The organism is Anaerobacillus alkaliphilus (genome assembly GCF_004116265.1).
In the GTDB taxonomy this organism is placed as follows: domain Bacteria; phylum Bacillota; class Bacilli; order Bacillales; family Anaerobacillaceae; genus Anaerobacillus; species Anaerobacillus alkaliphilus.
Map to the genome: position 1 here is coordinate 95,803 of NZ_QOUX01000025.1, position 23,736 is coordinate 119,538.

General features: G+C 37.5%; 21 protein-coding genes and 1 pseudogene. 20 read left to right on the top strand and 2 right to left on the bottom strand.

Features of this window, described 5'->3' with window-relative positions:
• The first annotated feature begins 251 nt into the window (after positions 1-251).
• The 10 genes and pseudogenes from DS745_RS06995 to DS745_RS07040 all read left to right on the top strand — a co-directional run bounded on the left by DS745_RS06995 (position 252) and on the right by DS745_RS07040 (position 7,896).
• Positions 252-1,844 (top strand): NAD(P)/FAD-dependent oxidoreductase, encoded by a 1,593-nt coding sequence (locus DS745_RS06995; RefSeq protein WP_129077556.1) that lies wholly within the window; start codon positions 252-254, stop codon positions 1,842-1,844.
• Positions 1,845-2,313: 469 nt separating this feature from the next.
• A complete protein-coding gene (locus DS745_RS25010; RefSeq protein ID WP_206662922.1) occupies positions 2,314-2,718 on the top strand; it encodes a hypothetical protein in 405 nt (134 codons plus the stop codon).
• Positions 2,719-2,900: 182 nt separating this feature from the next.
• Positions 2,901-3,836, top strand: a complete 936-nt coding sequence (locus tag DS745_RS25455; protein WP_338324526.1) for a DUF1328 family protein — start codon at positions 2,901-2,903, stop codon at positions 3,834-3,836.
• The gene (locus DS745_RS07010; protein ID WP_129077558.1) at positions 3,837-4,352 is read left to right on the top strand and encodes a YcxB family protein; all 516 of its coding nucleotides are present in this window, start codon (positions 3,837-3,839) and stop codon (positions 4,350-4,352) included.
• A 136-nt stretch (positions 4,353-4,488) separates the two neighbouring features.
• Positions 4,489-5,060 (top strand): annotated as a pseudogene (locus DS745_RS07015) (bifunctional transcriptional activator/DNA repair enzyme AdaA).
• Positions 5,057-5,965: a DMT family transporter gene (locus DS745_RS07020; protein ID WP_129077559.1), complete on the top strand. Its 909-nt coding sequence runs from the start codon at positions 5,057-5,059 to the stop codon at positions 5,963-5,965. Before DS745_RS07015 ends, DS745_RS07020 begins: the two are co-directional and overlap by 4 nt.
• Before the next feature lie 110 nt (positions 5,966-6,075).
• Positions 6,076-6,273 carry a hypothetical protein gene (locus tag DS745_RS07025; protein ID WP_241657745.1) on the top strand — a complete coding sequence of 66 codons (198 nt, stop codon included), beginning with the start codon at positions 6,076-6,078 and terminating at the stop codon, positions 6,271-6,273.
• A 443-nt stretch (positions 6,274-6,716) separates the two neighbouring features.
• Positions 6,717-7,034 carry a hypothetical protein gene (locus DS745_RS07030; RefSeq protein WP_129077560.1) on the top strand — a complete coding sequence of 106 codons (318 nt, stop codon included), beginning with the start codon at positions 6,717-6,719 and terminating at the stop codon, positions 7,032-7,034.
• Between the two features lie 212 nt (positions 7,035-7,246).
• Positions 7,247-7,507: a hypothetical protein gene (locus tag DS745_RS07035; protein WP_129077561.1), complete on the top strand. Its 261-nt coding sequence runs from the start codon at positions 7,247-7,249 to the stop codon at positions 7,505-7,507.
• Positions 7,504-7,896, top strand: coding sequence for a retropepsin-like aspartic protease (locus DS745_RS07040; RefSeq protein ID WP_129077562.1), 393 nt, complete (start codon positions 7,504-7,506; stop codon positions 7,894-7,896). Before DS745_RS07035 ends, DS745_RS07040 begins: the two co-directional genes overlap by 4 nt.
• A 163-nt stretch (positions 7,897-8,059) precedes the next feature.
• Here DS745_RS07040 and katG read toward each other — a convergent pair whose 3' ends face one another.
• Complete coding sequence (katG, locus tag DS745_RS07045; RefSeq protein ID WP_129077563.1) at positions 8,060-10,279, bottom strand: catalase/peroxidase HPI; 2,220 nt, start codon at positions 10,277-10,279, stop codon at positions 8,060-8,062.
• Between the two features lie 562 nt (positions 10,280-10,841).
• Between katG and DS745_RS07050 the strand changes: the two genes are divergently transcribed.
• The 6 genes from DS745_RS07050 (at position 10,842) to DS745_RS07075 (ending at position 17,050) form a co-directional block, all read left to right on the top strand.
• Positions 10,842-11,690, top strand: a complete 849-nt coding sequence (locus tag DS745_RS07050) for a M55 family metallopeptidase (RefSeq protein ID WP_129077564.1) — start codon at positions 10,842-10,844, stop codon at positions 11,688-11,690.
• A 401-nt stretch (positions 11,691-12,091) separates the two neighbouring features.
• Complete coding sequence (locus tag DS745_RS07055) at positions 12,092-13,180, top strand: phosphate/phosphite/phosphonate ABC transporter substrate-binding protein (RefSeq protein ID WP_129077565.1); 1,089 nt, start codon at positions 12,092-12,094, stop codon at positions 13,178-13,180.
• Positions 13,181-13,274: 94 nt separating this feature from the next.
• Positions 13,275-14,057, top strand: coding sequence for a phosphonate ABC transporter ATP-binding protein (gene phnC, locus DS745_RS07060; RefSeq protein ID WP_129077566.1), 783 nt, complete (start codon positions 13,275-13,277; stop codon positions 14,055-14,057).
• Positions 14,050-14,865: a phosphonate ABC transporter, permease protein PhnE gene (gene phnE / locus DS745_RS07065; protein ID WP_129077567.1), complete on the top strand. Its 816-nt coding sequence runs from the start codon at positions 14,050-14,052 to the stop codon at positions 14,863-14,865. Before phnC (DS745_RS07060) ends, phnE (DS745_RS07065) begins: the two co-directional genes overlap by 8 nt.
• A gap of 88 nt (positions 14,866-14,953) precedes the next feature.
• Positions 14,954-15,760 carry a phosphonate ABC transporter, permease protein PhnE gene (phnE, locus tag DS745_RS07070; protein ID WP_129077568.1) on the top strand — a complete coding sequence of 269 codons (807 nt, stop codon included), beginning with the start codon at positions 14,954-14,956 and terminating at the stop codon, positions 15,758-15,760.
• Between the two features lie 186 nt (positions 15,761-15,946).
• Complete coding sequence (locus tag DS745_RS07075) at positions 15,947-17,050, top strand: AI-2E family transporter (RefSeq protein ID WP_129077569.1); 1,104 nt, start codon at positions 15,947-15,949, stop codon at positions 17,048-17,050.
• 19 nt (positions 17,051-17,069) lie between these two features.
• Here DS745_RS07075 and DS745_RS07080 read toward each other — a convergent pair whose 3' ends face one another.
• Positions 17,070-17,822, bottom strand: coding sequence for a class I SAM-dependent methyltransferase (locus tag DS745_RS07080; RefSeq protein WP_129077570.1), 753 nt, complete (start codon positions 17,820-17,822; stop codon positions 17,070-17,072).
• A 241-nt stretch (positions 17,823-18,063) separates the two neighbouring features.
• Here DS745_RS07080 and DS745_RS07085 point away from each other — a divergent pair, with 241 nt between their 5' ends.
• The 4 genes from DS745_RS07085 (at position 18,064) to DS745_RS07100 (ending at position 22,914) form a co-directional block, all read left to right on the top strand.
• Positions 18,064-18,984 (top strand): PhnD/SsuA/transferrin family substrate-binding protein, encoded by a 921-nt coding sequence (locus tag DS745_RS07085; protein ID WP_129077571.1) that lies wholly within the window; start codon positions 18,064-18,066, stop codon positions 18,982-18,984.
• 19 nt (positions 18,985-19,003) lie between these two features.
• A complete protein-coding gene (phnC, locus tag DS745_RS07090; RefSeq protein ID WP_129077572.1) occupies positions 19,004-19,795 on the top strand; it encodes a phosphonate ABC transporter ATP-binding protein in 792 nt (263 codons plus the stop codon).
• 6 nt (positions 19,796-19,801) lie between these two features.
• Positions 19,802-20,626, top strand: a complete 825-nt coding sequence (phnE, locus tag DS745_RS07095; protein ID WP_241657746.1) for a phosphonate ABC transporter, permease protein PhnE — start codon at positions 19,802-19,804, stop codon at positions 20,624-20,626.
• A gap of 230 nt (positions 20,627-20,856) precedes the next feature.
• On the top strand, positions 20,857-22,914 hold the full coding sequence (locus DS745_RS07100; protein WP_129077573.1) for a catalase: 2,058 nt from the start codon (positions 20,857-20,859) through the stop codon (positions 22,912-22,914).
• The last annotated feature ends 822 nt before the right edge of the window (positions 22,915-23,736 follow it).

The window sequence follows — 23,736 nt, forward strand, 5'->3', positions numbered from 1 at the left end:
TGCTTTTTCATACGTCACAGGGAAATATCAAAAAATATTGGTGGAACATTCTCTGTGAAACAAGAAACTTCGGGTAGTCACAGTGACAAGAAAAAAACGGTCACGATACTGTCGAAAAAGATACTAGTTTAGAAGGTTTCTAGAACAAGTTATCATTTATACTAATTATCAGTGTGTGTAAACCTACTAAGTTTTCTGACAGATATCTATATATGGAATATCTGCAATAATAATTAAGGATGGAACTTAACATGTTAAGAATAAGTAATATAAAGCTTCTAGCTGATTTTGACCCAAGTAAGGAGCAGGAACTATTAGCTCTGAAAATTCAAAAAGTCTTAAGGGTCAAAAAGGACAAAATTTTATCTTTTAGTATTTCTAAAAAGTCAATTGACGCAAGGGATAAAAATAATGTCCAGCTTGTATATTCAGTTGATGTTGAAATTAATAATGAGAGCTTATATTTAGGGATAAAAGACGTATCCTACTTTGAACCTTTAGAATATAGCATCAAGAAAATCACAAAAAACAATCGTCCAGTAGTAGTTGGTAGTGGACCTGCTGGACTTTTTTGCGCCTTGGTGTTAGCGGAGCATGGTTTAAACCCAATTGTTTTCGAGCAGGGAATGGACGTAGACAAGAGAAAAGTCGCTGTTGAGAAGTTTTGGAAATACGGCGAACTCGACACGAATTGTAATGTTCAATTTGGTGAAGGTGGAGCAGGAACATTTTCAGATGGTAAATTAACAACAGGCATAAAAAATCCTAAAATCCCAAAAGTGTTTAATGAACTTGTAGAAGCTGGTGCTCCTAGGGAGATATCTTATCTATCAAAACCTCATATTGGAACTGATATATTAATTACGGTTGTTAGAAATATCCGGAAAAAAATCGAACGACTAGGTGGAGAAGTGCGTTTCGAAACGAAAATGAAAGAACTTATTATTGAAGCTGGTGAAGTTAGAGGCTTAGTACTAGAAGGACAGCAAGGGAAAGTAGAGTCAATTGAAACTGATGCAGTGGTGCTCGCGATAGGGCATAGTGCCAGGGATACTTTTTACATGTTAAAGGAATTAGGAGTAGACATGATACCGAAGCCTTTTGCTGTAGGTGTCCGTATTGAACATCTCCAAAAAGACATCGATGAACAACAGTTTGGTCGCTTTGCTAGTAGTCCATTACTTGGAGCATCTGAATATACGTTGAATGCACATCTTGCCAATGGAAGAGGTGCTTACACGTTTTGTATGTGTCCTGGAGGTCATGTTGTTGCAGCCTCTTCAGAAAAAAATACAGTAGTTACGAATGGTATGAGCTATAGTGCAAGAAGTGGTGAAAATGCCAACAGTGCATTACTTGTTTCTGTCTCACCAAAAGATTTTAATGGCGATGTATTAGGGGCAATTGAGTTTCAAAGAAAACTTGAACGAAAAGCCTTTGAAGTTGGAGGTGGAAATTATTACGCACCAGTCCAACTGGTTGGCGATTTCTTAGCAGATAAACCTAGTAAACAAATTGGGCGTGTTATTCCAACTTATACCCCAGGTATCACAACTACAGATTTAAGAGAATGTCTTGATGATTTTATCGTTGACAGTATAAAGGATGGCTTACGAGCAATGGATAAAAAACTTTCAGGCTTTATCAAACACGACGCAATTTTATCTGCTGTAGAAAGCCGAAGTTCATCACCAGTTACGATTAGGCGAAATCCGCTAACATTTGAGTCGAACATCAAGGGGTTATACCCTTGTGGTGAAGGTGCAGGTTATGCTGGAGGTATCACGTCCAGCGCGGTTGACGGTATAAAATGCGCAGAAGCATTAATGAAAATTGACGCTTAGTTTTGGACCACTGTGACACCACTAAAAATAGTTTCTCGCAAGTTTGTTTCTTAGGCACATGGTTGATAATTCATGAAACATGTCTGTGAAACAAGAAAATTCGGGGTGTCACAGTGACAAAAACGATATACTTACGCTAACTCATTCAATTGTGATGCAACTATTTCCATTTTCGGATTTTTTGGAGGGAAATTCAAAAAATATGTTAAACTACTTATAAACAATAGATAACGTGTTTCAAAACAACATCAAAGAAATACATGGAGGAGATTACATTAAAAATAATATAGTTATAGCCATAATTATAGGATTAGTCGTTTCAAACATTTATTTTATATCGCAATATCATACTCAAAAAAGGATAGCTGAGGATTTTCACTCTAGAAATATTCATAAAGCAACTGATGTATTTTACTCTACTACACGACAATTGGATAACATTTATAATTCTATCCTTAAAGGAGAATCTGTGGAAAGACAACTCCTGATTCTAGCTGATTTGTCTTCATCACTTTCAACTTCTGAAGAATCATTTTCCTTCCTCCAAGTATACCTTAAGCAATCAATGCCCCGAAATTTGCATGATAGTATGGCTGAAATTTCTAGATTTTTCAGCGATATCAATCTATATGTGAGTGGACAAGTAAGGGGATATGTAGCTGGAGATGAAACAATTACCCAAGAAGAAATTTTATATCATATCGAAACATTTAATAAAGGTATTGAATATTTAATAGCAAATTTAAATGTAGATATTTTCTATGAGGGGAATTATGAAGAAGTTAAAAATCACTGGAAAATTCTAGCTAGAGAAATAATAACTCAATTTCCTGATAATAGTGTATTTAATCATTATGGTGAGTGGTGGTTTTAACAGAAGATATAATAAAAGACACTTGGATGATTCAAAGTTTCCAAGTGTTTTTTCTGTTGATTTTTGTGAAAAGTAATTGTTAATAGGGATATTTTTTGAGATTAAAAATCGATTTTCTTAATGTTTACTTAACTAATAGATGGGTATTGTTATGTATACACACAAAGAAAGGCGTGGATCTGATGTTAAGATGGTCAATTATCTTTTTTATCATTGCACTAATAGCGGCATTCTTCGGCTTTATCGGAATAGCTGGTGCAGCAGTTGAAATTGCTAAATTTATTTTTTATATCTTCATCATATTTTTTATTATCTCGCTTATTGGTAGCGTAATTAGGAGATATAAGCGTAAACCTTCTCCTAAATTAATAAAATATAATGAAAAAACCTTCGCTACAGTTTGTTATAATGAAGCGAAGGTTTTTTTGAGCAGAAACAATTTTACTGGGAGTGGTGAGATGATCGAAAATAAAAAATACTTTTATTGGGCAATAGCAATTGCAATATTTGTGATCATACTCAATTTGCCCTTCCCGCACGCAAGATCATTAATCGAGACTATTCTGTTAAGTCTAAATGCATCACACCGATCTGCTGGTGGAATCCATTATGTCGGGGTTATTTCGCTCATCCTTGTCATAATTAGTCTGTTTTTACTGTCAAACTCTTTGAAAAAATATAGAGGTCGCTTTGTTCTCCTCGGATTTGTTGTTATGATGGTTGGACCAGTCTTTTTAGTTAGTGTTTATCAACAATCGGTAGCAACTGGAATTTATGCGGTTTCCTATGATCGCGAGTCAAGCAATTGTCAATTTACGATGATTGATGATGAAACATTAGTAGGTACTTGTAAACTGCCATTTGTAAATCACAGTAGAAAGCCTGTTGAATTTTCAGTTGAGTTTTACGAGCGGCATCGCTTTGAGGGTGATCCCCAAATGCTTACTTTAATGAATCATGAAGGTTTGCATGAAATCACTCTTTCTGGAAGAGAAAGAAGAATAGTTACTCTAGAAACCGAAATAGATATTTCAACAGTTGAGAACCACATTTGGAGTGGGACAGCTAACGGAGTAAACATCATAATTAAATCTGAGAAAAGTAGGAGAGAGTTATAAATGGTTAATAAGTCCATTACTTTAGAAGGACAACTGACATACGAAGAATTTAAACAATACAGTCGATATCATTCAAGGAAAGTCCTCACTCGTTATTTCATCATTGTGTTTCTAGTTTCCATTATTGGAGTTTACATCATGGCTTATGATGAACTTGGCTGGTTTCTTACTATTTCATTACCACTATCCATCACTTACATGGGTTTTATAACCCTCAAGATTGTATTGAATTTTTTTAATAAAATGCATTATGATCGAAACCCAACGTTAAAACAAAGAATGAAATACATGATTAACGCTAAATCGATCCGTCTAACTGGTAATAGCCTACAATCAAAGTATGTCTGGGAAGATATATTATCAACTACAGAATACAAAGATATGTTCCTTCTTTACGTCACAAAAACATCAGCACTTATTTTGCCTAAAAGATATTTTAAGAACAAAGAGGATATCGTTCGATTTAAAGGACTACTAGAGGAAAAGATTAATCCTAAAAAATTGAAATTAATATAGTGAGTGCTATACTTTAGGAACAATCGACAGGTGCACAAACACCTGTCGATTGTTTTGTTTTCTTGCTACGACATTCGAAAGCTATTGCCTATACTTTGAATTTTGGTATCTTAGAAGATAGGGATGAGGTGTTCGAATGAAACTGGATGTGCCAGAAGAATATTGGAGAGCAATTATAGAGAATGATTCGAGTTATGATAAAGTTTTTACTATGCTGTTAAAACGACTGGGATATTCTGCCGTCCATCATGTCATTCTAGGCCTCCAAATAAAGAAAATGTTAGGATATTCCATGATGCAAGAGTAGCACAATCATTTCAATATAGACCTTGTAAACGATGTAGACCAGATGGGATCGAACTTCCTGAGGAGAAGTGGGTGAATTCCATTGTGGGTTGGTTAGAAACGAACTACAGGAAAGACATTACATTAACCATCCTTGGAGAAACGTTTCATGTGAGTCCATATCATCTTCAGAGAACGTTCAAGCGTGTAAAGGGAATTAGTCCAGTCGAGTATCTTCGAAAAATTCGAGTAGAAAAAGCAATCTATTACCTAGAAAACACAAACGAACCAGTATCAATTATTGGCTCCGCAGTTGGGTTTACAAATACCTCTTATTTCGTTACATTGTTTAAAAAGGAAAAGCAGCTCTCACCGAACGCTTATAGAAAAAAATACAAATCTGACAAGGGAGCTAGTAAATGAGATTATTCGGGCCTTTACTCGTATTAAGTTTAATATGGGGATTATCCTTTGTGTTTATAGAAAACTTAATTGGTACAGCAGGTGTATGGGGAACTGTATTTTTACGCTGTCTAGCTGGTGCAATCATTCTTTTACCAATTCTATTAATTAAGTTTAAGAGAAAAGAGGTTCCAAAACGCCTTCCGTGGAAAGCACTAGTGACCGTTGGGGTGTTTAATGCTGCATTACCGTGGGGGCTCATAGCACTTAGTCAAACGAATATTACAAGTAACACAGCAGCGGTCCTTAATGCTTTGACACCAATATTGACGGGTTTAAATGGATTTATTATCTTTTCGGTCTTTCTTAACAAAAGGCAGTGGATAGGCATTATTCTTGGGTTTGTTGGAATTTTAATCTTAATGGAATTTAACATTAACGAGTTATTTTCTAGCAATTTCATTGGAATTGGAACTATGGTGCTAGCGACCACTTGCTATGGATTTGCATCTCATTTTACAAGAAGACACCTGCAAGGGTTGAATGTCGTTATCATTACAACATTCTCTTTACTAGTTGGTGCATGTATAGGGGCGATAGGAGTAGTTGTCACAGACTCTTCGTCATTTGCAAACATAATAAACTCTATCGATTTAGTGTTCCTTGTTTCTGTAATAGGTTTAGGTTGTTTAGGATCAGGGATTGCTCACTTACTCTATTATTATTTGATTAACCATGGCGGAGCAGAATTTGCTAGTACTGTCACTTACCTGATCCCCCTTACGGCACTTATGTGGGGCAATGTATTACTAGGAGAACCAATCACTAGTAACCTAATAATTGGCTTGATAACAATATTCTTGGGAGTCTTTCTGGCAAATCAAAAGTCTAGAGTAATAGTTCAAACTACAATAAAGTCACAGTGACAACCCGAAAAATATTGAATTAATAGTATGTTGCACAGGTATTGTGGATATGATTGTGAAACAAGAAATTTCGGGAAGTCACAGTGAGTTGTATAATGGGAGGAAATGAAATGGATAACGCTAACAAAGAATGGTTAAAAATACCTAATGAAATTAGAAATCAGCTCATTCGTAATGTTTGGTGTGCAACATGTTCAGATGTTGTCAAGATAACTAATTACGTTATACAAAGTCATAAGTTAGGAATAATACTTGATGGAAAGTGTGGCACTTGTGGTCAAGAGGTAAGTAGGATTATAGAAAAGTAAATAGACATACTATTTTATAAAGCATCTGCACAAAAGTGTAGGTGCTTGCTTTTTGTGATATGGTGGCCAGTTCCTTTTTATTGGAAGCTAAACCTTGAATGTTACTTCAAAAATTGCCATCTTTTCTAAAACATCCTGTCAATTAGGCTAATTAAACATGCTCGAATATTGTCGAATTATTATCTGTTGACAAGCCTTCCAGATCATGAAATTATTATATAGAAAACCTCAGATTTCCCTCAGTTAATACCCACATTTTAAAATCATATCCAATTAATGAATAATATTGACGTGCTTTAACAACCTCTTTTTACTCTTTTTTCTCCAATAATGACTTCAAAATTCTTTCAAAAAGTAAAACTCTGAAAGGAGTGATTAACCAAATTACATATAATAGTTTTCTAGGATTTTGTATCAAAACTAAATCTCAAGGAGGAAAGTTAATGGGTCACGATATTTATGGAGTTAGTAAAGCCGGTAATGAAGTTGCGTATGCGCGGTTTAGTATGGGGAATTATAACGCATCAATACTATACAGTTTACTTGATGCAAATGAATTCCATGCAGGAGTTAGTGGATCAGGTGGAAGTTCTACATTTACAATAGAACAAATGGAAAAGGCAATGGATGCCTACAAGCAATTATTTTCTCATATCCCTCTCTCGGAGGCTGATTGGGATCTAAAACAAATCCTGATGTTTATAGAAAATTGTTTAGAAACAGCACACAAAGATGGGAGTGTAAGTGTTTATTTTGGATAATTTGTCTATTTGTATTCCTTAATTTTCTGCTTATCCTGATCTAGTAAAATCAACTTCACATGTGACAAACCCATCATAAGACAACCTCAAATACTTCTATTATCTCCAGAAAAAGCTAACAAACCTATATTAACAAAACCATGGTACCTAATCTATTGCATATATAAGTGGTATAATAAATAAGAAGCACTATTGAACGGAGGCGCATGCTAATGAAGTGGTCAGAAATTCGTCAGATTTTTCCAGAACGGTGTGTCTTAGTAGAAGCAATAAAGTCAGAAACAAGAGGTAGAGAGAGAATAATTGATGAAATGTCGGTAATTAGTGACTTTGAAAACGGCAATGCTGCATGGAAAGTTTATAAAAAATTACATGCTGAAAATCAGAGCCGTGAATTATATATCTTTCACACTAATAATAAAGAAGTAATAGTAATTGAGCAGCCATATTTAGGAGTGCGAAGAAGAGTATGAAGTTTGGTATGGAAGACCATTTACCACAGGCTTCTATTGAAATTGAGTACTATGGTAAGAAAAAGACTTCTAGAAACGTCCTTCTAGATACTGGCTGTTCTTCAACCATATTAGATACGGATCTATGTGAGGAAATTGGACTGTATCTTGATCTAGAAAATGCAAAAAAGCGAAAGATGTACGGAATTGGTGGCACTGAAATTTGTATAGAACAAAAAGTGAGCAGTATGTCAATTGATATCTTTCCAATTAATGACTTCACGATACAGCTCGGGGATGTTAGAGAGATGCATGGGTTTGATGGGATAATAGGTAGTGACTTTTTTCTAGTAAACAAATTAATCATCGACTTCCAAATAACGGAAGTGCTGAAAGCTAGTTTAAGGTAAACACTATCAAATCGGAGAGACCACTGAAAATCATTACGCCAGGTTAACCAGTGTCCAAATAAATTTTAACAAGCAGCAGACTTCGTAAAAAGAGGGACTGCTGCTTATTCGTTTCCAACCAAAAACCCCACCATCATCTCTGACAGTGGGGTTTCTATCAAACTTACTTACTAGCTAATTGAGCTTTCTTAAGTTCAGCCTGATTTAGGTCAAAACGATCTGCGTTCATTACTTTTACCCAAGCAGCGATAAAATCACGAACGAATTTCTCTTTGTTGTCGTCTTGAGCATAAACTTCTGCAACAGCACGTAGTACTGAGTTAGAACCAAATACTAGGTCAACTCGAGTGGCTGTACGAACTACTTCACCTGTTTGACGATCGCGGCCTTCATATACCGTTCCGTCTACAGGCTTCCATTGTACGCTCATGTCAAGTAAGTTAACGAAAAAGTCGTTTGTAAGTGTACCTACAGTATCCGTGAATACGCCGTGCCCGGTTCCACCGTAGTTAGTACCTAGAACACGCATACCACCGATAAGTACAGTCATTTCTGGAGCAGTAAGGCCTAATAATTGTGCTTTGTCTACTAAAAGCTCTTCAGGACTTACGCTATATTGTTTCTTTTGATAATTGCGGAAACCGTCAGCTACTGGCTCTAGTACTTCAAAGCCTTCTGCATCTGTTTGCTCTTGAGTAGCATCACCACGTCCTGGAGCGAAAGGAACAGTTACATCAAAGCCAGCTACTCGTGCAGCTTTTTCGATTGCAGCACTACCACCTAGCACAATTAAATCAGCGATGCTAACGTTTTTGTCTAATGAACTTTGAATGTCTTCTAATACAGAAAGAACTTTTGCAAGCTGTTCTGGTTGGTTAACTTCCCATTCCTTTTGCGGAGCAAGACGGATGCGCGCACCGTTAGCACCACCACGATTATCTGAGCCACGGAACGTACTAGCTGAAGCCCAAGCAGTTGTTACTAGCTCTCCGACTGTTAATCCTGAGTCTAGGATTTTTGCTTTTAATTCCGCTACTTCTGCATCTGTTAAATCATAATCAACTGTTGGTACTGGATCTTGCCAGATTAGATCTTCTTCTGGAACTTCTGGACCTAGGTATCTTGCTTTAGGACCCATATCACGATGAAGTAGTTTGAACCAAGCACGAGCAAATGCATCTGCAAACTCTTCTGGATTTTCGTAAAAACGACGAGAAATTTTTTCGTAAGTTGGATCAAAACGTAATGCCATATCAGCAGTTGTCATCATTGTTGGAACCTTAATTGATGGGTCTTCTGCATCTGGTGCTAAATGCTTCTCATCAGGATCTACAATATGCCAGATCCATGCACCTGCGGGACTCTTAGTAAGCCACCATTCATAGCCAAATAATAATTCAAAATAACCGTTATCCCATTGTGTAGGGTTAGCCGTCCAAGCGCCCTCAATACCGCTCGTGATAGTATCACGACCTTTACCGCTACCGTGTGTGCTTAACCAACCGAAGCCTTGTGCTTCAATTGGAGCAGCTTCTGGGTCTGGACCAACTAGAGCCGCATCTCCAGCACCATGGGCCTTACCAAATGTATGACCACCAGCCACTAGAGCAACTGTTTCTTCATCGTTCATTCCCATACGGCCAAATGTTTCGCGAATGTCGCGAGCACTAGCAATTGGATCTGGCTTGCCATCTGGACCTTCTGGGTTAACATAGATAAGACCCATTTGAACAGCAGCAAGTGGATTTTCAAGCTCACGATCTCCTGTGTAACGGTTACTACCTAGCATTTCAGTTTCAGAACCCCAATAGACATCTTCTTCTGGATGCCAAATGTCAGCACGTCCGCCTCCAAAACCAAATGTTTTTCCACCCATTGATTCGATCGCAACGTTTCCTGTTAAAAGCAATAAGTCAGCCCAAGAAATTTTGTTACCGTATTTTTGCTTAATTGGCCATAATAGGCGACGGGCTTTATCAAGGTTGCCGTTGTCAGCCCAGCTGTTAAGCGGAGCAAAACGTTGCGCACCAGTTCCGCCACCACCACGACCATCGCCAGTACGATATGTACCTGCAGCGTGCCAAGCCATACGGATAAAGAATGGGCCATAATGACCATAGTCAGCTGGCCACCAATCTTGGCTATCAGTCATTAGAGTATGAAGATCCTGCTTAAGAGCATCATAGTCTAGCTTTTGGAATTCTTCTGCATAATTAAATTCTTCTCCCATAGGGTTAGACTTTCTATCGTGTTGGTGTAAAATATTTAAGTTTAGCTGGTTTGGCCACCAGTCGCGATTTGTCGTACCACTAGCTTTTGGACTTGTAGCAGCGCCATGATTAAACGGACATTTTCCCATGCTTGCATTGTTATTAGTATCCATATTTTATTCTTCCTCTCACTGTATATTTATTTATAATAACTATTTCTCTAGTAGAAAAAACTCATAAACTAGATGATAATTATTATTACATTATTATTATATTAAATTATTTTGCTAATTGAAAGAAATATAGCTTCTAATAAACAAATTATTTTTTTATGTAATAAAAGTAGTGACAGTTACTAGAGGGAACAGTCATTTCATTACTTATTATTATATATACATATACCCAAGCATCTAGAAGTTAAAACTTAAGATATTTACAGAGATAGCAAATTATATAATTGAAAATGATTATCTATGGATAATTTTAGAAAAATAATTATCACTATTATTAGTCAGACGAATGTCCATTGATAGTCAAATTCTTAGTGGGTTGGGTTATATATAATGTTATGCTCATATATATTTTCAAAAGCTTCTACCTATTCTTGATTTTATTAGGCAGTCACATGTTGAAGTAGATTGGAATGAGTGTCCATTCAGAATTGAATATAAGTTTAAATTGATTTAGAATACTTACCAAAGGTGAAATTTCTGAGTAAAAGAGAGGAGAAACACTATGAAAATTTTTATCTCTGCTGATATTGAAGGGATTTCTGGAGTTGCCACTGGTATCCAGCTAAAGAAGGAAAGTGAGTATCAACGTTTTCGCAAATTAATGACTCAAGATGTAAATGCTGCAATCGAAGGGGCTTTTAACGGTGGGGCAACAGAAGTCGTAGTTGCTGATGGGCATGGCAATATGTCTAACATTCTAATTGAAGAGTTAGACGAACGTGCATCGCTCATTTCTGGTAACAACCGAGTGATGTGCCAGTTAGAAGGTTTAGATGATACATATGATGGGATCTTTTTTGTCGGTCACCACGGACGGGAAGGCGGTTCTGAGCGAACAGTCATCAATCATTCACTAGCTGGTATATGTGTCAATGAATTTCGTATTAACGGAAAGGTTGTTGGAGAAACAGAACTTAATGCTGCTGTAGCAGGTGACTTTAACGTACCAGCTCTTTTAATCACAGGTGATGACACGTATGTAGAAGAGGTAAAAGAAACATTACCTGAGATTGAATCTGCTGTTGTCAAAAGAGGTATTGATCGCTTAGCAGCCGAATTACTTCCTCCGAAGAAAGCACAGCAAATCATAAGAGAAAAAGCGCAAATGGCTGTTGAAAAAGCAAATACGATCCAACCTTATAAAGTAGACGGACCAATTACATTTGAAATTGAATTTAAAGGGACAAATCAAGCCCTTATGACAACAACAATTCCTTCAGTCGAGCTTATCAATCCAAAAACGATCCGATTTACAGCTGATAATATGGTAACAGCATACAAACATGCATGGGGATGTGTCATTATTGGAATGGCAGCTACTCAAGGTGTGTTAGGGCATGCGAACGCATAATGATTTAATATAATTGAGAGTAGCCTTAAGGCACTCTTTTTTGCAGCCGAATATATGTCCTCGAAAAATAAAACTAGAGTAAAAAGAAGGGTGTCCCAAGATGTATGGCTTTTGGGACACCTTTCTTTTTGTGCTAAGCAATTACAGATATAGTAAAAACTTTCGGTGTAGTGAACATTCTGTAAATAAATTTGTGATTATTTTTAAGATAGAGCTCTTTTGTATAGTAGATTTTTATTTTTTTACAATAACATCACAGGAAGGTTACCGGTTATTTACAAATTTATTACAAATTCATTACAATTCCTTAAAAAAAGAGAGACAAAATCATAGTATGATAAGGTGGTATTTTTCATCAGATGTGGAAAATAACACTAAAAATGAATTGAGGGAAAAAGGATATGAAAAACAAATTAATGTTCTTAATTGGACTTGTTTTGATTATCGGATTTATGACGGGTTGTGGGTCAGACACTACGAATTCGAGTGCGCCAGCAAACTCTAGCAACACTGAAATTAAAGAGGAAACGAAATCTAGTGAACCAACTAGTAAAGAAATCAAGGATCTTAAAGTGAGTTTTGTACCCTCTCGAGATCCAGAAGAGATCATTACGATGACGGAGCCACTTAAAGAACTTTTAACAAATGAATTAGCAAATCTAGGCTACGATGTGAAAAACGTTGAGATTAATGTAGGAACTACATATGAAGCAGTTGGGGAAGCTCTTTCAGCTGGTACGACAGATGTAGGTTTAATTCCAGGTGGTACCTATGTATTATACGATGATGGAGCTGAGGTTATCTTAACCGCTACACGTGCAGGATTATCGAATGACTCTAATAAGGCAAAAGATTGGAATGCTAACAAGCCAACAACAGCAACGGATAGCCAAGCAACATACTATCGTTCAATTTTCATTGCTGGACCATCTGCAAAAGGGCAAGAGTTAGCTGAGAAAGTTAACAGCGGTCAAGAACTGACATGGGAAGATTTAAATAGTGCATCATGGGCAGTTATGTCTTCTTCTTCTTCAGCAGGATACATTTACCCAACATTATGGTTACAAGATAAATTTGGGAAAAGTCTTACTGACTTAAGCCAAATTGTTCAATCAGATTCATATGGAAGCTCTTTTGCGCGCTTAGCTGCTGGTCAAGCTGATATTATTGTCGCTTATGCTGATGCAAGAAGAGACAATGAAGCTAAGTGGACTACAGATTTTTCACGATCTGAATCAATTTGGGAAGAAACAAATGTTATTGCAGTTACGCAACCAATCTTTAACGATACGGTAAGTGTAAGTAAAAACTCTAGTATCATCGATGATGGTTTGAAAGCGGCTATACAACAAGCCTTTATCAATATTGCTCAAACCGAAGAAGGAAAAAATGTAATTTCAATTTACAGCCATCAAGGTTACCAAAAAGCAACATCTTCTGATTATGATGGTGAAAGAGAAGCACAAGCATTTCTTAAATCTCTAAAATAGTAGTGAAAAGTGAGAACATCATGAATGGTTGATGTTCTCATTTTTTAAGTCTTGTTGAATGAGAGTAAGAGTTTATTAAGATTGGAGTAATAGCATGATAGAGTTTATAAATGTTGAAAAGACGTATCCAAATGGAACAGTAGCATTAGAAAATATTAATTTAAAAATCGAACAAGGTGAATTTGTTGCAGTTATTGGTCTTTCAGGTGCCGGAAAATCAACGTTAATTCGCTGCATTAATCGTATGCATGACATTACTAGTGGGCAATTGGTTGTTGATGGTGTTGATGTAGGAAAGCTAAAAGGAAAGCAAATTCGCAGGTTTCGTAGAAGGATTGGAATGATTTTTCAATCGTTTAATTTAGTGACAAGAACATCAGTCATCAATAATGTGTTGGTCTCCTTTGTACCAGATCTTCCCTTATGGCGAAAGTCACTCGGTATTTTTACCGTGGAACAAAAAATAAAGGCTTTGGATGCCCTTGATAAGGTAGGGATACTCGATAAAGCCTATATTCGAGTTGACCAACTATCAGGCGGGCAGCAACAACGTGTTGCTTTAGCACGTACACTAGCACAAAACCCAGATATCATCTTGGCGGATGAACCAATTGCATCATTAGATCCTGTTACTTCTAAGTTGGTCATGGACGACTTTAAAAAGGTAAATAAGGAAATGAACATATCCGTTATCATGAACATCCATCATGTCGAAGTAGCCTTAGAGTATGCAGATCGGATTATTGGCGTTCGTAAGGGAGAGATTGTCTTTGATGGAGAAGCGGCACTTGTTACTCAAGAATTACTTGATGAGATTTATGGTGGGAAAGTTGATGAGGTGAAATCCTCCTTAGAGGAGAGCGTGGCGTATGTATGATAAAATCTTTCCGCCTAAAAAACTATTATTACCGAATGGAAAAGTGATACTAGAAAAGAGATCTCGAACACCACTCATTATCATCCTATTACTAATTGGGATTATCATCTCAATAGAATTTACAGGCTTTAATTACAAAGTACTTATATCAAGAATAAACCAATTTTTCATCATTATTGGTCAAATGATCCCGCCGAATTGGAGCTACTTACCAAGCTTATGGAGTGCATTAATGAGTACTCTTAAAATGTCGTTACTTGGTTCAATTATTGGGTCGATCCTAGCACTTCCTGTTGCAGTCATGGCATCCTCTAATATTATCAAATTGAAAGCAGTTGTCGTCTCTACTAAGGTTGCCCTAAGTCTTCTTCGGACGTTTCCTACACTGGTGTCAGCGCTCATTGCCACCTTTATCTTTGGGTTAGGGCCTATGGCAGGAACCGTAGCGATCCTGCTGTTTACAATTTCCTATGTTGGTAAACTATTATATGAACAAATCGAAAACGTAGATATGGGTTCTTTTGAAGCGATGGAGTCAATTGGAATGACAAGAATTCAAGCATTTCGTTTTGCTGTGATCCCACAAGTTCTCCCAAGTTACTTATCGACTTCTCTGTTTTGTTTCGAGGGGAATGTTCGTTATGCAGCCATCCTCGGTTATGTAGGAGCAGGGGGGATCGGTGTTCTAATTAATGAAGGTCTTGGTTGGCGCGACTACTCCAATGTTGGAATGATCATTTTAGCACTAGTAGTTACCGTCTATCTAATTGAAACAGTTAGTGAACATTTTAGAAAGAAGTTAATATAAAGCTTTTTCGTAAACTTTGTTCAATGCCTAGTTTGTAAAGTAACAATTTTTGTGAAAAAAGCTTAATATAAAGGAGTTAGTACGAGCTATGACAACATTAGAAAGGCAGTTGCATGCTGCGCCAAGGCATCACCGTTATGTGTTAACCGTAACATTCATCGTCATGATCCTTTTTACGTGGTCAGTGACCGCAATTAGCTTTAAAAGTGTAGATGAGACTGGTCTTAAGATCGCCTCTAATATTTTTAAGGGGCTCCTCAATCCAGATCTAAATTTATTATTTAATTTCTCAACTCAAAGTGTCCCTTATTTGCTAGTAGAAACTGTCGCGATCGCTTTTCTAGGAACGATCGTCGGCGCTATTTTAGCTATCCCATTAGCCTTTTTGGCAGCTACAAATATCGTACCTAGACCAGTTTCCTGGGTAACGAGACTTTTACTTATTTTTATTCGAACGATCCCTGCACTAGTTTATGGGTTAATGTTTATACGTGTAACAGGTCCAGGACCTTTTGCAGGTGTTTTAACAATCGGTATATCATCTATAGGTATGCTTTCGAAGCTATATGTTGACTCAATTGAAGAGATCGATACAAAAGTGTTAGAGTCAATGACTTCGATTGGATGTACAACGTTTGAGAAAATTCGTTACGGCATTATCCCACAACTATTATCGATATTCATGTCAATCATGATCTACCGTTTTGATATGAATATGCGTGATGCTTCTGTTCTTGGTTTAGTTGGTGCAGGAGGAATTGGGGCACCTCTTATCTTCGCAATGAGAGGGTATAAGTGGGATCAAGTAGGATCGATTTTGATTGGATTGGTTATTCTCATTTTAATCATTGAGTTAGTCTCTAATAAACTTCGATCAAAGTTAGTAAAAGGGTAATGCTCTGACGAACTCTAGATGAAAATTTAGAGTTCGTTTTTATTTTAATAATTTTAGCTTCACTAGTTTTTTGTCGACCTTTAGTAAAATAACTTTGTATTTCCGCTCTAGCAGATTAAAATAGATGTAGAATGGAGCTTTTAGCCTAACGCTTAGTATATGGGTTTCAATAGGGGGAGTATTATAGTGTATAAAAAGGTCTTAAAGATTGGTTCAATTATTATCATGCTATTTGTAATTATTTACTTAGGTAGTCTAATAAGTTGGGTGTTCAGACCTCTTGTCGTTTTCGTACAGACTTTATTTCTTCCAATACTTTTAGCGGGAATTATGTATTACCTATTTAGACCGCTAGTGACCTTGTTGAGTAAAAAGATGCCAAGGGCTTTGGCCATCTTGTTATTATATGTTGGTTTAATTGCGCTGGGAATAGGAGTAATTTCTTTCATTGGTCCAGAATTGCAGAAGCAGTTTACGAATTTAATTGTCAGTATGCCTGTCATCATTGCTGAACTCCAGTTGTTAATTACCAATTTGCAGCAAAATGAACTAGTCGTAAGATTTGGCCTATCAGAAGTATTTTCCATTGAAGATTATATTGAACAAATTGGACTCGTGGTTGGGGGTCTAGTTGGAGATATATTTACTAGAAGTGTAGGGATCATCGGTACAGTATTTAGCGCTTTGTTATTACTATTTATCGTTCCTTTCATCCTTTTTTATCTGTTAAAAGAGGGAGAAAGACTTCCGAAGTACTTCCTGAAATTTTTTGCTGAGGATAAACAGGATGAGATTAAGCCTATCCTTACGAATATGGATAAGACATTAAGTAGTTACATACAAGGGGTCTTAATTGTTTGTTCGTTTATCGGAGTTCTTTACTACATCGGTTTTACGAGTATTGGCTTAGAGTATGCACTTGTTCTAGCGATTTTTGGAATGATCACAAATGTCATTCCGTATCTCGGTCCTTGGATTGGAGCAATCCCATCAGTAACCGTTGCTTTGCTTCATTCTCCGATGATGGCATTGTTTGTGTTAATCATTGTTGTTGTTATTCAACAAATTGAAAGTATCTTTGTTCAACCACAAATTATTGGTAAAAAGATGTCACTTCATCCAGTGACGGTTATGGCACTAGTGTTAGTCGCAGGACGTTTCATCGGTATTGTAGGAATGATCCTAGTGATCCCGATTTATGCGATCGGTAAGGTAATTGTCACTCATCTATATAGATTGTGGAAGGTAAAAGAAGAAGGCAAAAGAAATGATATGAACGAGAGCGTTTAGAGACGCTCTCGTTTTTAATTTACACAGAGCCCCAATAACTCTTCGTGACATTTGGTAAGTGTAAAATTCCATCTTTTTGATAGAAATCAAAGAGGTTACTAAACTCTTCTAGAAATTGTGGATATAATGGATCACCTTCTTTCAGGGCGTAGGAGGCTGAAAGGTGACGCCCAATAAAACTTGATTTGTCATAAAGTAATGGGAAATCATAGCTGTTATAGGAGTAGTCTGTAGTGAAAAAATTATTATACACATCAAGATCTTCTTCAATTCCGTTTGAAAACCCACGAAAGTCGCTACAATATTTTTTGAATATCGAAATAATCTCCTTGGAAACGTCTGAATGAATGTCTCGATTATTGAACACGATGAAAACCTTTCCTCCGGGTTTTAAAATTCTCTGGCATTCTTTTTTAAACTTCCCCTGGTTAAACCAATGAAAGGCTTGGGCAACCGTAATAATATCAATGCTGTTAGCTTCTAGTGTTGTATTCTCTGCCGTTCCATTAATGGAAGTGAAACGAGTATATTCATTTAACTCACTTTTCGCAACATCGCGCATTTCTTCGTTTGGCTCAACAGCAACTACTTGTAACTGAAATTTTAATAGCTTCTTAGAGAAGATACCGGTTCCGGAGCCGATATCTGCAATGAGCGAGTTCTTGTTTAGATGAAACTCCTCAATTATATCTTTAATGAGTTGGTCTGGATAATCGGGTCGGTACAGAGAATAGATGCCTGCTTTTCCGTTAAATTTATGAGTGTTGTCCATAGTATCACTCCCTCTAGCTGTATCTTACAGTAAAATATCCAGTGTCTGATATTAATGGCCCTAATATTTACAAACTCTTAATGTATTATTGATAACTTTACAATCTAAGTAATTTTTTAACAATTCTCATAGTATCTTAACGCCTACTTAGTACAGCCTTAACATTAGCGGTGTAAAGTTTTAATTGTAGAAACAATACATAATAAATTAACGATTGACACTATTAGGAGGAGAAAATTGTATGAAGTTTTTTGGATGGAAGTTTCTGAGTTCGGTAGTTTTAAGTGCTGCTCTTTTAGTTGGCTGTGGTGGTCAGGAAACGACAAAGACACAAACTAGCAATACGACTGTTGCTGGCGAGACAGTTGATGAGAGAGCTGATTGGCCGAAAAAAGTTAGATTTGCAGTAACTGGTATTGATGGGATGGAAGAATTACAAAGGAATTATGGTGCCTTTCGAGATATAATTCAGGATTTAATGGGGGTTGAGTTTGAATTTTTTGCTTTATCAGATCGTACAATTGTCACAACTGCAATGGAATATGACCAAGTCGACATGGTGTTATCTGGTCCATCTGAATACGTTCTTACGAAATCAGCTGTACCTGGTGCTGAGCCATTGGCGGCTATTGAGCGTGACCAATACCACACAGTTTTTATCGTAGCAGAAGATAGTAAGTATCAGACGTTAGAAGATTTAAAGGGTGCCAAGATTGCGATGAAGGAAGCAGGATCTACGTCAGGACATATTGGGCCAAGCTCAATCTTAATTGATCACGGATTTAACTTAGATAGGGATGTAAATATCCTTTTACTAGGTGGTGCTTCTGTTGAAGCGTTAAAATCTGGTGAAGTAGATGCAATTGGTGATGGTATCCGTGTCTACAATAAAATGGTTGAAGAAGATGGTGAAGGTAAATGGAGATTGTTACATGAAGGACCTCCACTTCCTCAAGATCCTTTCGTAGCATCACCAAAATTACCTGAAAGCTTTAAAGCAGAGTTCCGCCGAATCCTATTTGAATACGAGGAAGATATCTTAAATGCCATCTTAGCTAGCGAAGACAATAAAAAATATAACAAAGCGAGTATCGTGGAAATTTCAGATGCTGATTATGACTTAATGAGAAAAACATACAGCATTTTAGGCATTGACTTATAAGAAGGATAGGAGGGGTACTATGATTTCTCTAAAAGTAGAGAATATTTCAAAGATCTATCCCGACGGAACAAAAGCTTTAAATAATGTTAGCTTTACTGTAGAACCAGGAGAAGCCGTTGTGTTATTAGGACACAATGGCTCTGGTAAATCTACGTTGTTCCGTTGTATTACTAGCTTTGAAAAGCCGTCAGAAGGAAGTATTTTCATAGATAAAACGAACATTATTGGTCTCAGTCAAGGGCAGTTACGACCAATCCGAAAAAAAGTGGGAATGGTTTTCCAACACTTTCATTTAATTAATAATCTGTCTGTGTTTCAAAATGTGTTGTTTGGAGCTCTTGGATCTGTAAAATATTCTTTTCAAGCATTCGCACCAGTAGCTTCTCCAGAACTACGCGAGAAGGCTATGGAGTGTTTACATAGGGTTGGTTTAAGTCATTTGGCAAAACGCAGAGCGGATCAACTATCTGGTGGGCAACAGCAACGCGTTGCAATTGCTCGGATGTTGCTTCAGGACCCTGAGGTTGTTTTAGCGGATGAGCCAATTGCAAGCTTAGATCCCAAAGCAGGGAGAGAAGTCATGGACTTGCTGTGGGATGTAGTAGAAGAGCGAGGATTATCGGTCATTAGTATTTTGCATCAAATGGATATTGCCAAGGAATATGGTGATAGAATTATTGCCTTAAAAAGTGGAAATGTCGTAATGGACGATAAAATCAAAAATATTAGTGAAGACTTTTTACAGGATTTATACCAACACGATGTAGATATGGACTTAGTCCAAGAAACTATTACGGAGAAAGGTGCGTAACCAAGTATGAGTGAACCAGCCAAAAGGTTAGACAAAAATCAAAATCTTAATCAACATATGCCGCCTCGTTGGAAGAACCCATCGATCTTAACTTGGTTACTTTCTGTCGTTTGTATTGCCTTTATTATCTCAGGATTATCTAGTGCCAATATCACAGTGGACCGTTTATTAGGTGGAGTAGTTAATATGGGAAAATTTATCGGCAACGCCTTTCCTCCTGATACTACGAGAACGTCAACCATTTTCGCTAGAATCGTAGAAACATTTGAGATTGCTTTAATCGGAACTTTAGTTGGTGTTTTATTAAGTCTTCCTATTGCACTTTTATGCTCTCGCAATACAACACCTCATCCAATCATTAGTGTTTGCACTAAGGGGATCGTTTCAACAATGCGTACAATACCTGACCTTATCTGGGCATTAATCTTTGTTATTTCTGTTGGTCTAGGTCCATTAGCCGGTATTTTAACCATTGTTGTTGATACGATTGGATTTTGCGCAAGATTTTTTTCAGAGCGAATAGAAGAGATGGAAAAGGGACCTTCTCAAGCTCTTGAATCAACGGGAGCGACGAGATTTGGTATTATTGCTGGATCGACGATACCAATCGGATTTCCATCTTTTGTAGGGACAAGTCTTTATGCAGTTGAAAAAGCCATTCGTTCTGCTGTTATTTTAGGGTTAGTTGGAGCCGGTGGAATAGGGGTAGAACTTAGTACCGCTATGTCTTTACGAAGATTTGATGAAGCACTGATGATTATTATATTAATCTTAATCGTTGTTTTAATCGTGGAACAAGTATCATCAGCGATTCGAAAAAAGGTAATTTAGTTAGACTGGAAGTCTCTAGGGGCTTCCAGTTTTTCGTTGTGGCATACTCAATGATTTTTTCGCAGATACGAGAGCGCTTATTTTTTGAAAAAATGCTGTTTTTACGATTTCTGGGACACAGAAGGACGTTATTCTTTACTAAGATGTCGCTGAATGAGATGGTCTAAATCCACTGATTTTTCACATATATATAGATGGGATAAACACAAAACGTCAGGGTAGGTGAATTCATGGATCAGTCATCAAGAGATAACAAGAAAGTGGATGGAAATAGTAAAAATGAGCAGCTAGAAGCATTCCGGATCCAAAACACAGGTAATAAAATGACCACCAACGAGGGCTTAAAAGTTGCAAATACTGAATCAACCTTGAAAGCTGGAGATCGCGGTCCAGTACTTATGCAAGATTTTCATTTTTTTCAAAAACAGATGCATTTTGATACAGAACGCATCCCAGAGAGAGTAGTTCATGCCAGAGGCTCTGCGGCGCATGGGGTATTTCAGTTATATAAGTCGATGAAAAAGTATACTATAGCTGGTTTCTTGCAAAATCCTGGAGCAACAACGCCTGTATTCGCGCGTTTTTCAACGGTTCAAGGGGGAAAAGGATCGATGGATACTGCCCGCGATATCCGTGGTTTTGCCGTGAAGTTTTATACAGAAGAAGGAAATTACGATATATTAGGTTTACAATTTCCGGTATTTCAAATTTTTGATACCTTTAAATTTGTGGACTCGCAACATGCACTGAAACCTCAACCGCACAATCATATGCCGACGGCTTCGGCTGCGCATGATAACTTTTGGGATTTTGTTGCTAACAATCCAGAAACAGCTCATTTTGTGATGTGGGCCATGTCAGACCGAGCCGTTCCAAAGAGCTATCGAATGATGGCAGGTTTTGCGATTAATACCTTCCGTTTTGTTAATGAACACGGGAAATCAACGTTTGTAAGATTTCATTGGAAACCTGTTCTTGGGGTTCATTCATTCCTTAATGAAGAGTCGTTAATGATTGGAGGATTGGACCCTGATTACCACAGGCGAGATTTATGGGATGCGATTGAAAAAGGCGCTTATCCTGAATATGAGTTAGGTGTACAGCTAATCGACGAAAAGGATGAGTTTAAGTTTGACTTTGATGTGTTAGATCCGACGAAGCTGTGGCCGGAAGAGATCATCCCGTTAGAAATCGTTGGGAAAATGACATTAAATCGAAATGTCGATAATTTCTTTGCTGAAACTGAACAAGTAGCATTTGATGTGACAAACCTACTGCCTGGTATTACGTTTTCTGATGATCCAATCTTGCAAGGAAGAACATTCACCTATAAAATTACGCAACAACATCGGTTAGGTGGGTCCAATTATCCAGATTTACCGATTAACCGGTCAATTTGTCCATTCCACAATAACCAGCGGGATAGTTTTATGAGATATCGAATTGACGTTGATCAAGTCAACTATGTTCGAAATTCAATAGCTGATAATACACCTTCTCCTACACCACCGCTAGAAGGTGGGTATTTCGATTATCCAGATAGAGTAGAAGGCTATAAAGTAAGAGAGAGTAGCAATTCATTTAAAGATTTCTACTCTCATGCGAGAATGTTTTGGAATAGTATGTCAACTGTGGAGAAACAACATATTATTGAAGCGTTTAGCTTCGAACTTGCTCAGGTAAAAAGCGAGTCTGTTCGTCAGCAAGTGGTTGATGTTTTCGTCAATGTTGACAAGGAAATGGCGAGGACGATTGCTGATAATGTAGGAGTAAACCCTCCTGTTGGAGAGCATGTCCCAGTTACGGCTTCTTCACCTGCTGTTAGCCAAGCAAATACACCGCATTATCCACATACATTAAAAGTTGGGGTGTTAATTGGAAATGGATTTAATGGCTCTGAGGTAAGAAGTGCTCTTGAGGCTCTTCAGCAACATGGGGTTTTTATAGAGTTAATTAGCGAAAAACTCGGCTATGTCACAGGTGACGATGGTACAAAATTGAAAGTTGATCAAATATTTGTTAGCACTCATAATGTTCTTTACGACTCTCTGTACGTTGTTGGCGGACGAACTGACAATCAGACAGTGTTCGATAGTAACGTCAGCGTGTTTATAAATGGAGCATATAGGCACTATAAACCAATTGGTGTAGCAACAACAGGCCAAGCCTATATCAATCCATCAGAAGGTAATAACTTAGCTGGAGTATTATTCGCGACAAATACTCCTAACTTCGGTAAAGACTTTGTCTCTGCCATTGCCAAAAGACGTTTCTGGGATAGGCAATAATAAAGGTGTAGCTTTGGAGAGTGTCCCAAAAGGGAACGCAAGACAGCCTCACGTGACATTTGATGGCAGAGGAAGTTTTAAAAGGGAACGCAAGAGAGTCTCACGTGACAAATGAAGCGAGAAATTGTTTCAAAAGGGAACGCAAGACAGCCTCACGTGACATTTGATGGCAGAGGAAGTTTTAAAAGGGAACGCAAGACAGCCTCACGTGACATTTGATGGCAGAGGAAGTTTTAAAAGGGAACGTAAGAGAGTCTCACGTGACATTTGGTGGCAGAGGAAGTTTTAAAAGGGAACGCAAGACAGCCTCACGTGACATTTGATGGCAGAGGAAGTTTTAAAAGGGAACGCAAGACAGCCTCACGTGACATTTGATGGCAGAGGAAGTTTTAAAAGGGAACGTAAGAGGGCCTCACGTGACAAATGAAGCGAGAAATTGTTTCAAAAGGGAACGCAAGACAGCCTCACGTGACATTTGATGGCAGAGGAAGTTTTAAAAGGGAACGTAAGAGAGTCTCCCGTGACATTTGATGGCAGAGGAAGTTTCAAAAGGGAACGTAAGAGAGTCTCACGTGACATTTGATGGCAGAGGAAGTTTTAAAAGGGAACGTAAGAGAGTCTCCCGTGACATTTGATGGCAGAGGAAGTTTTAAAAGGGAACGTAAGAGAATCTCACGTGACATTTGGTGGCAGAGTGGACTTCTGTCAAGAAAGTGGACGATTTTAAGAGAGAATTTTAATTGTGGTTGCTTATGTTTTATAGCTAAATTTGAATTCCTTGTGAGATTTAATCTATCTTAATATTCAAACAAATGCATGTGA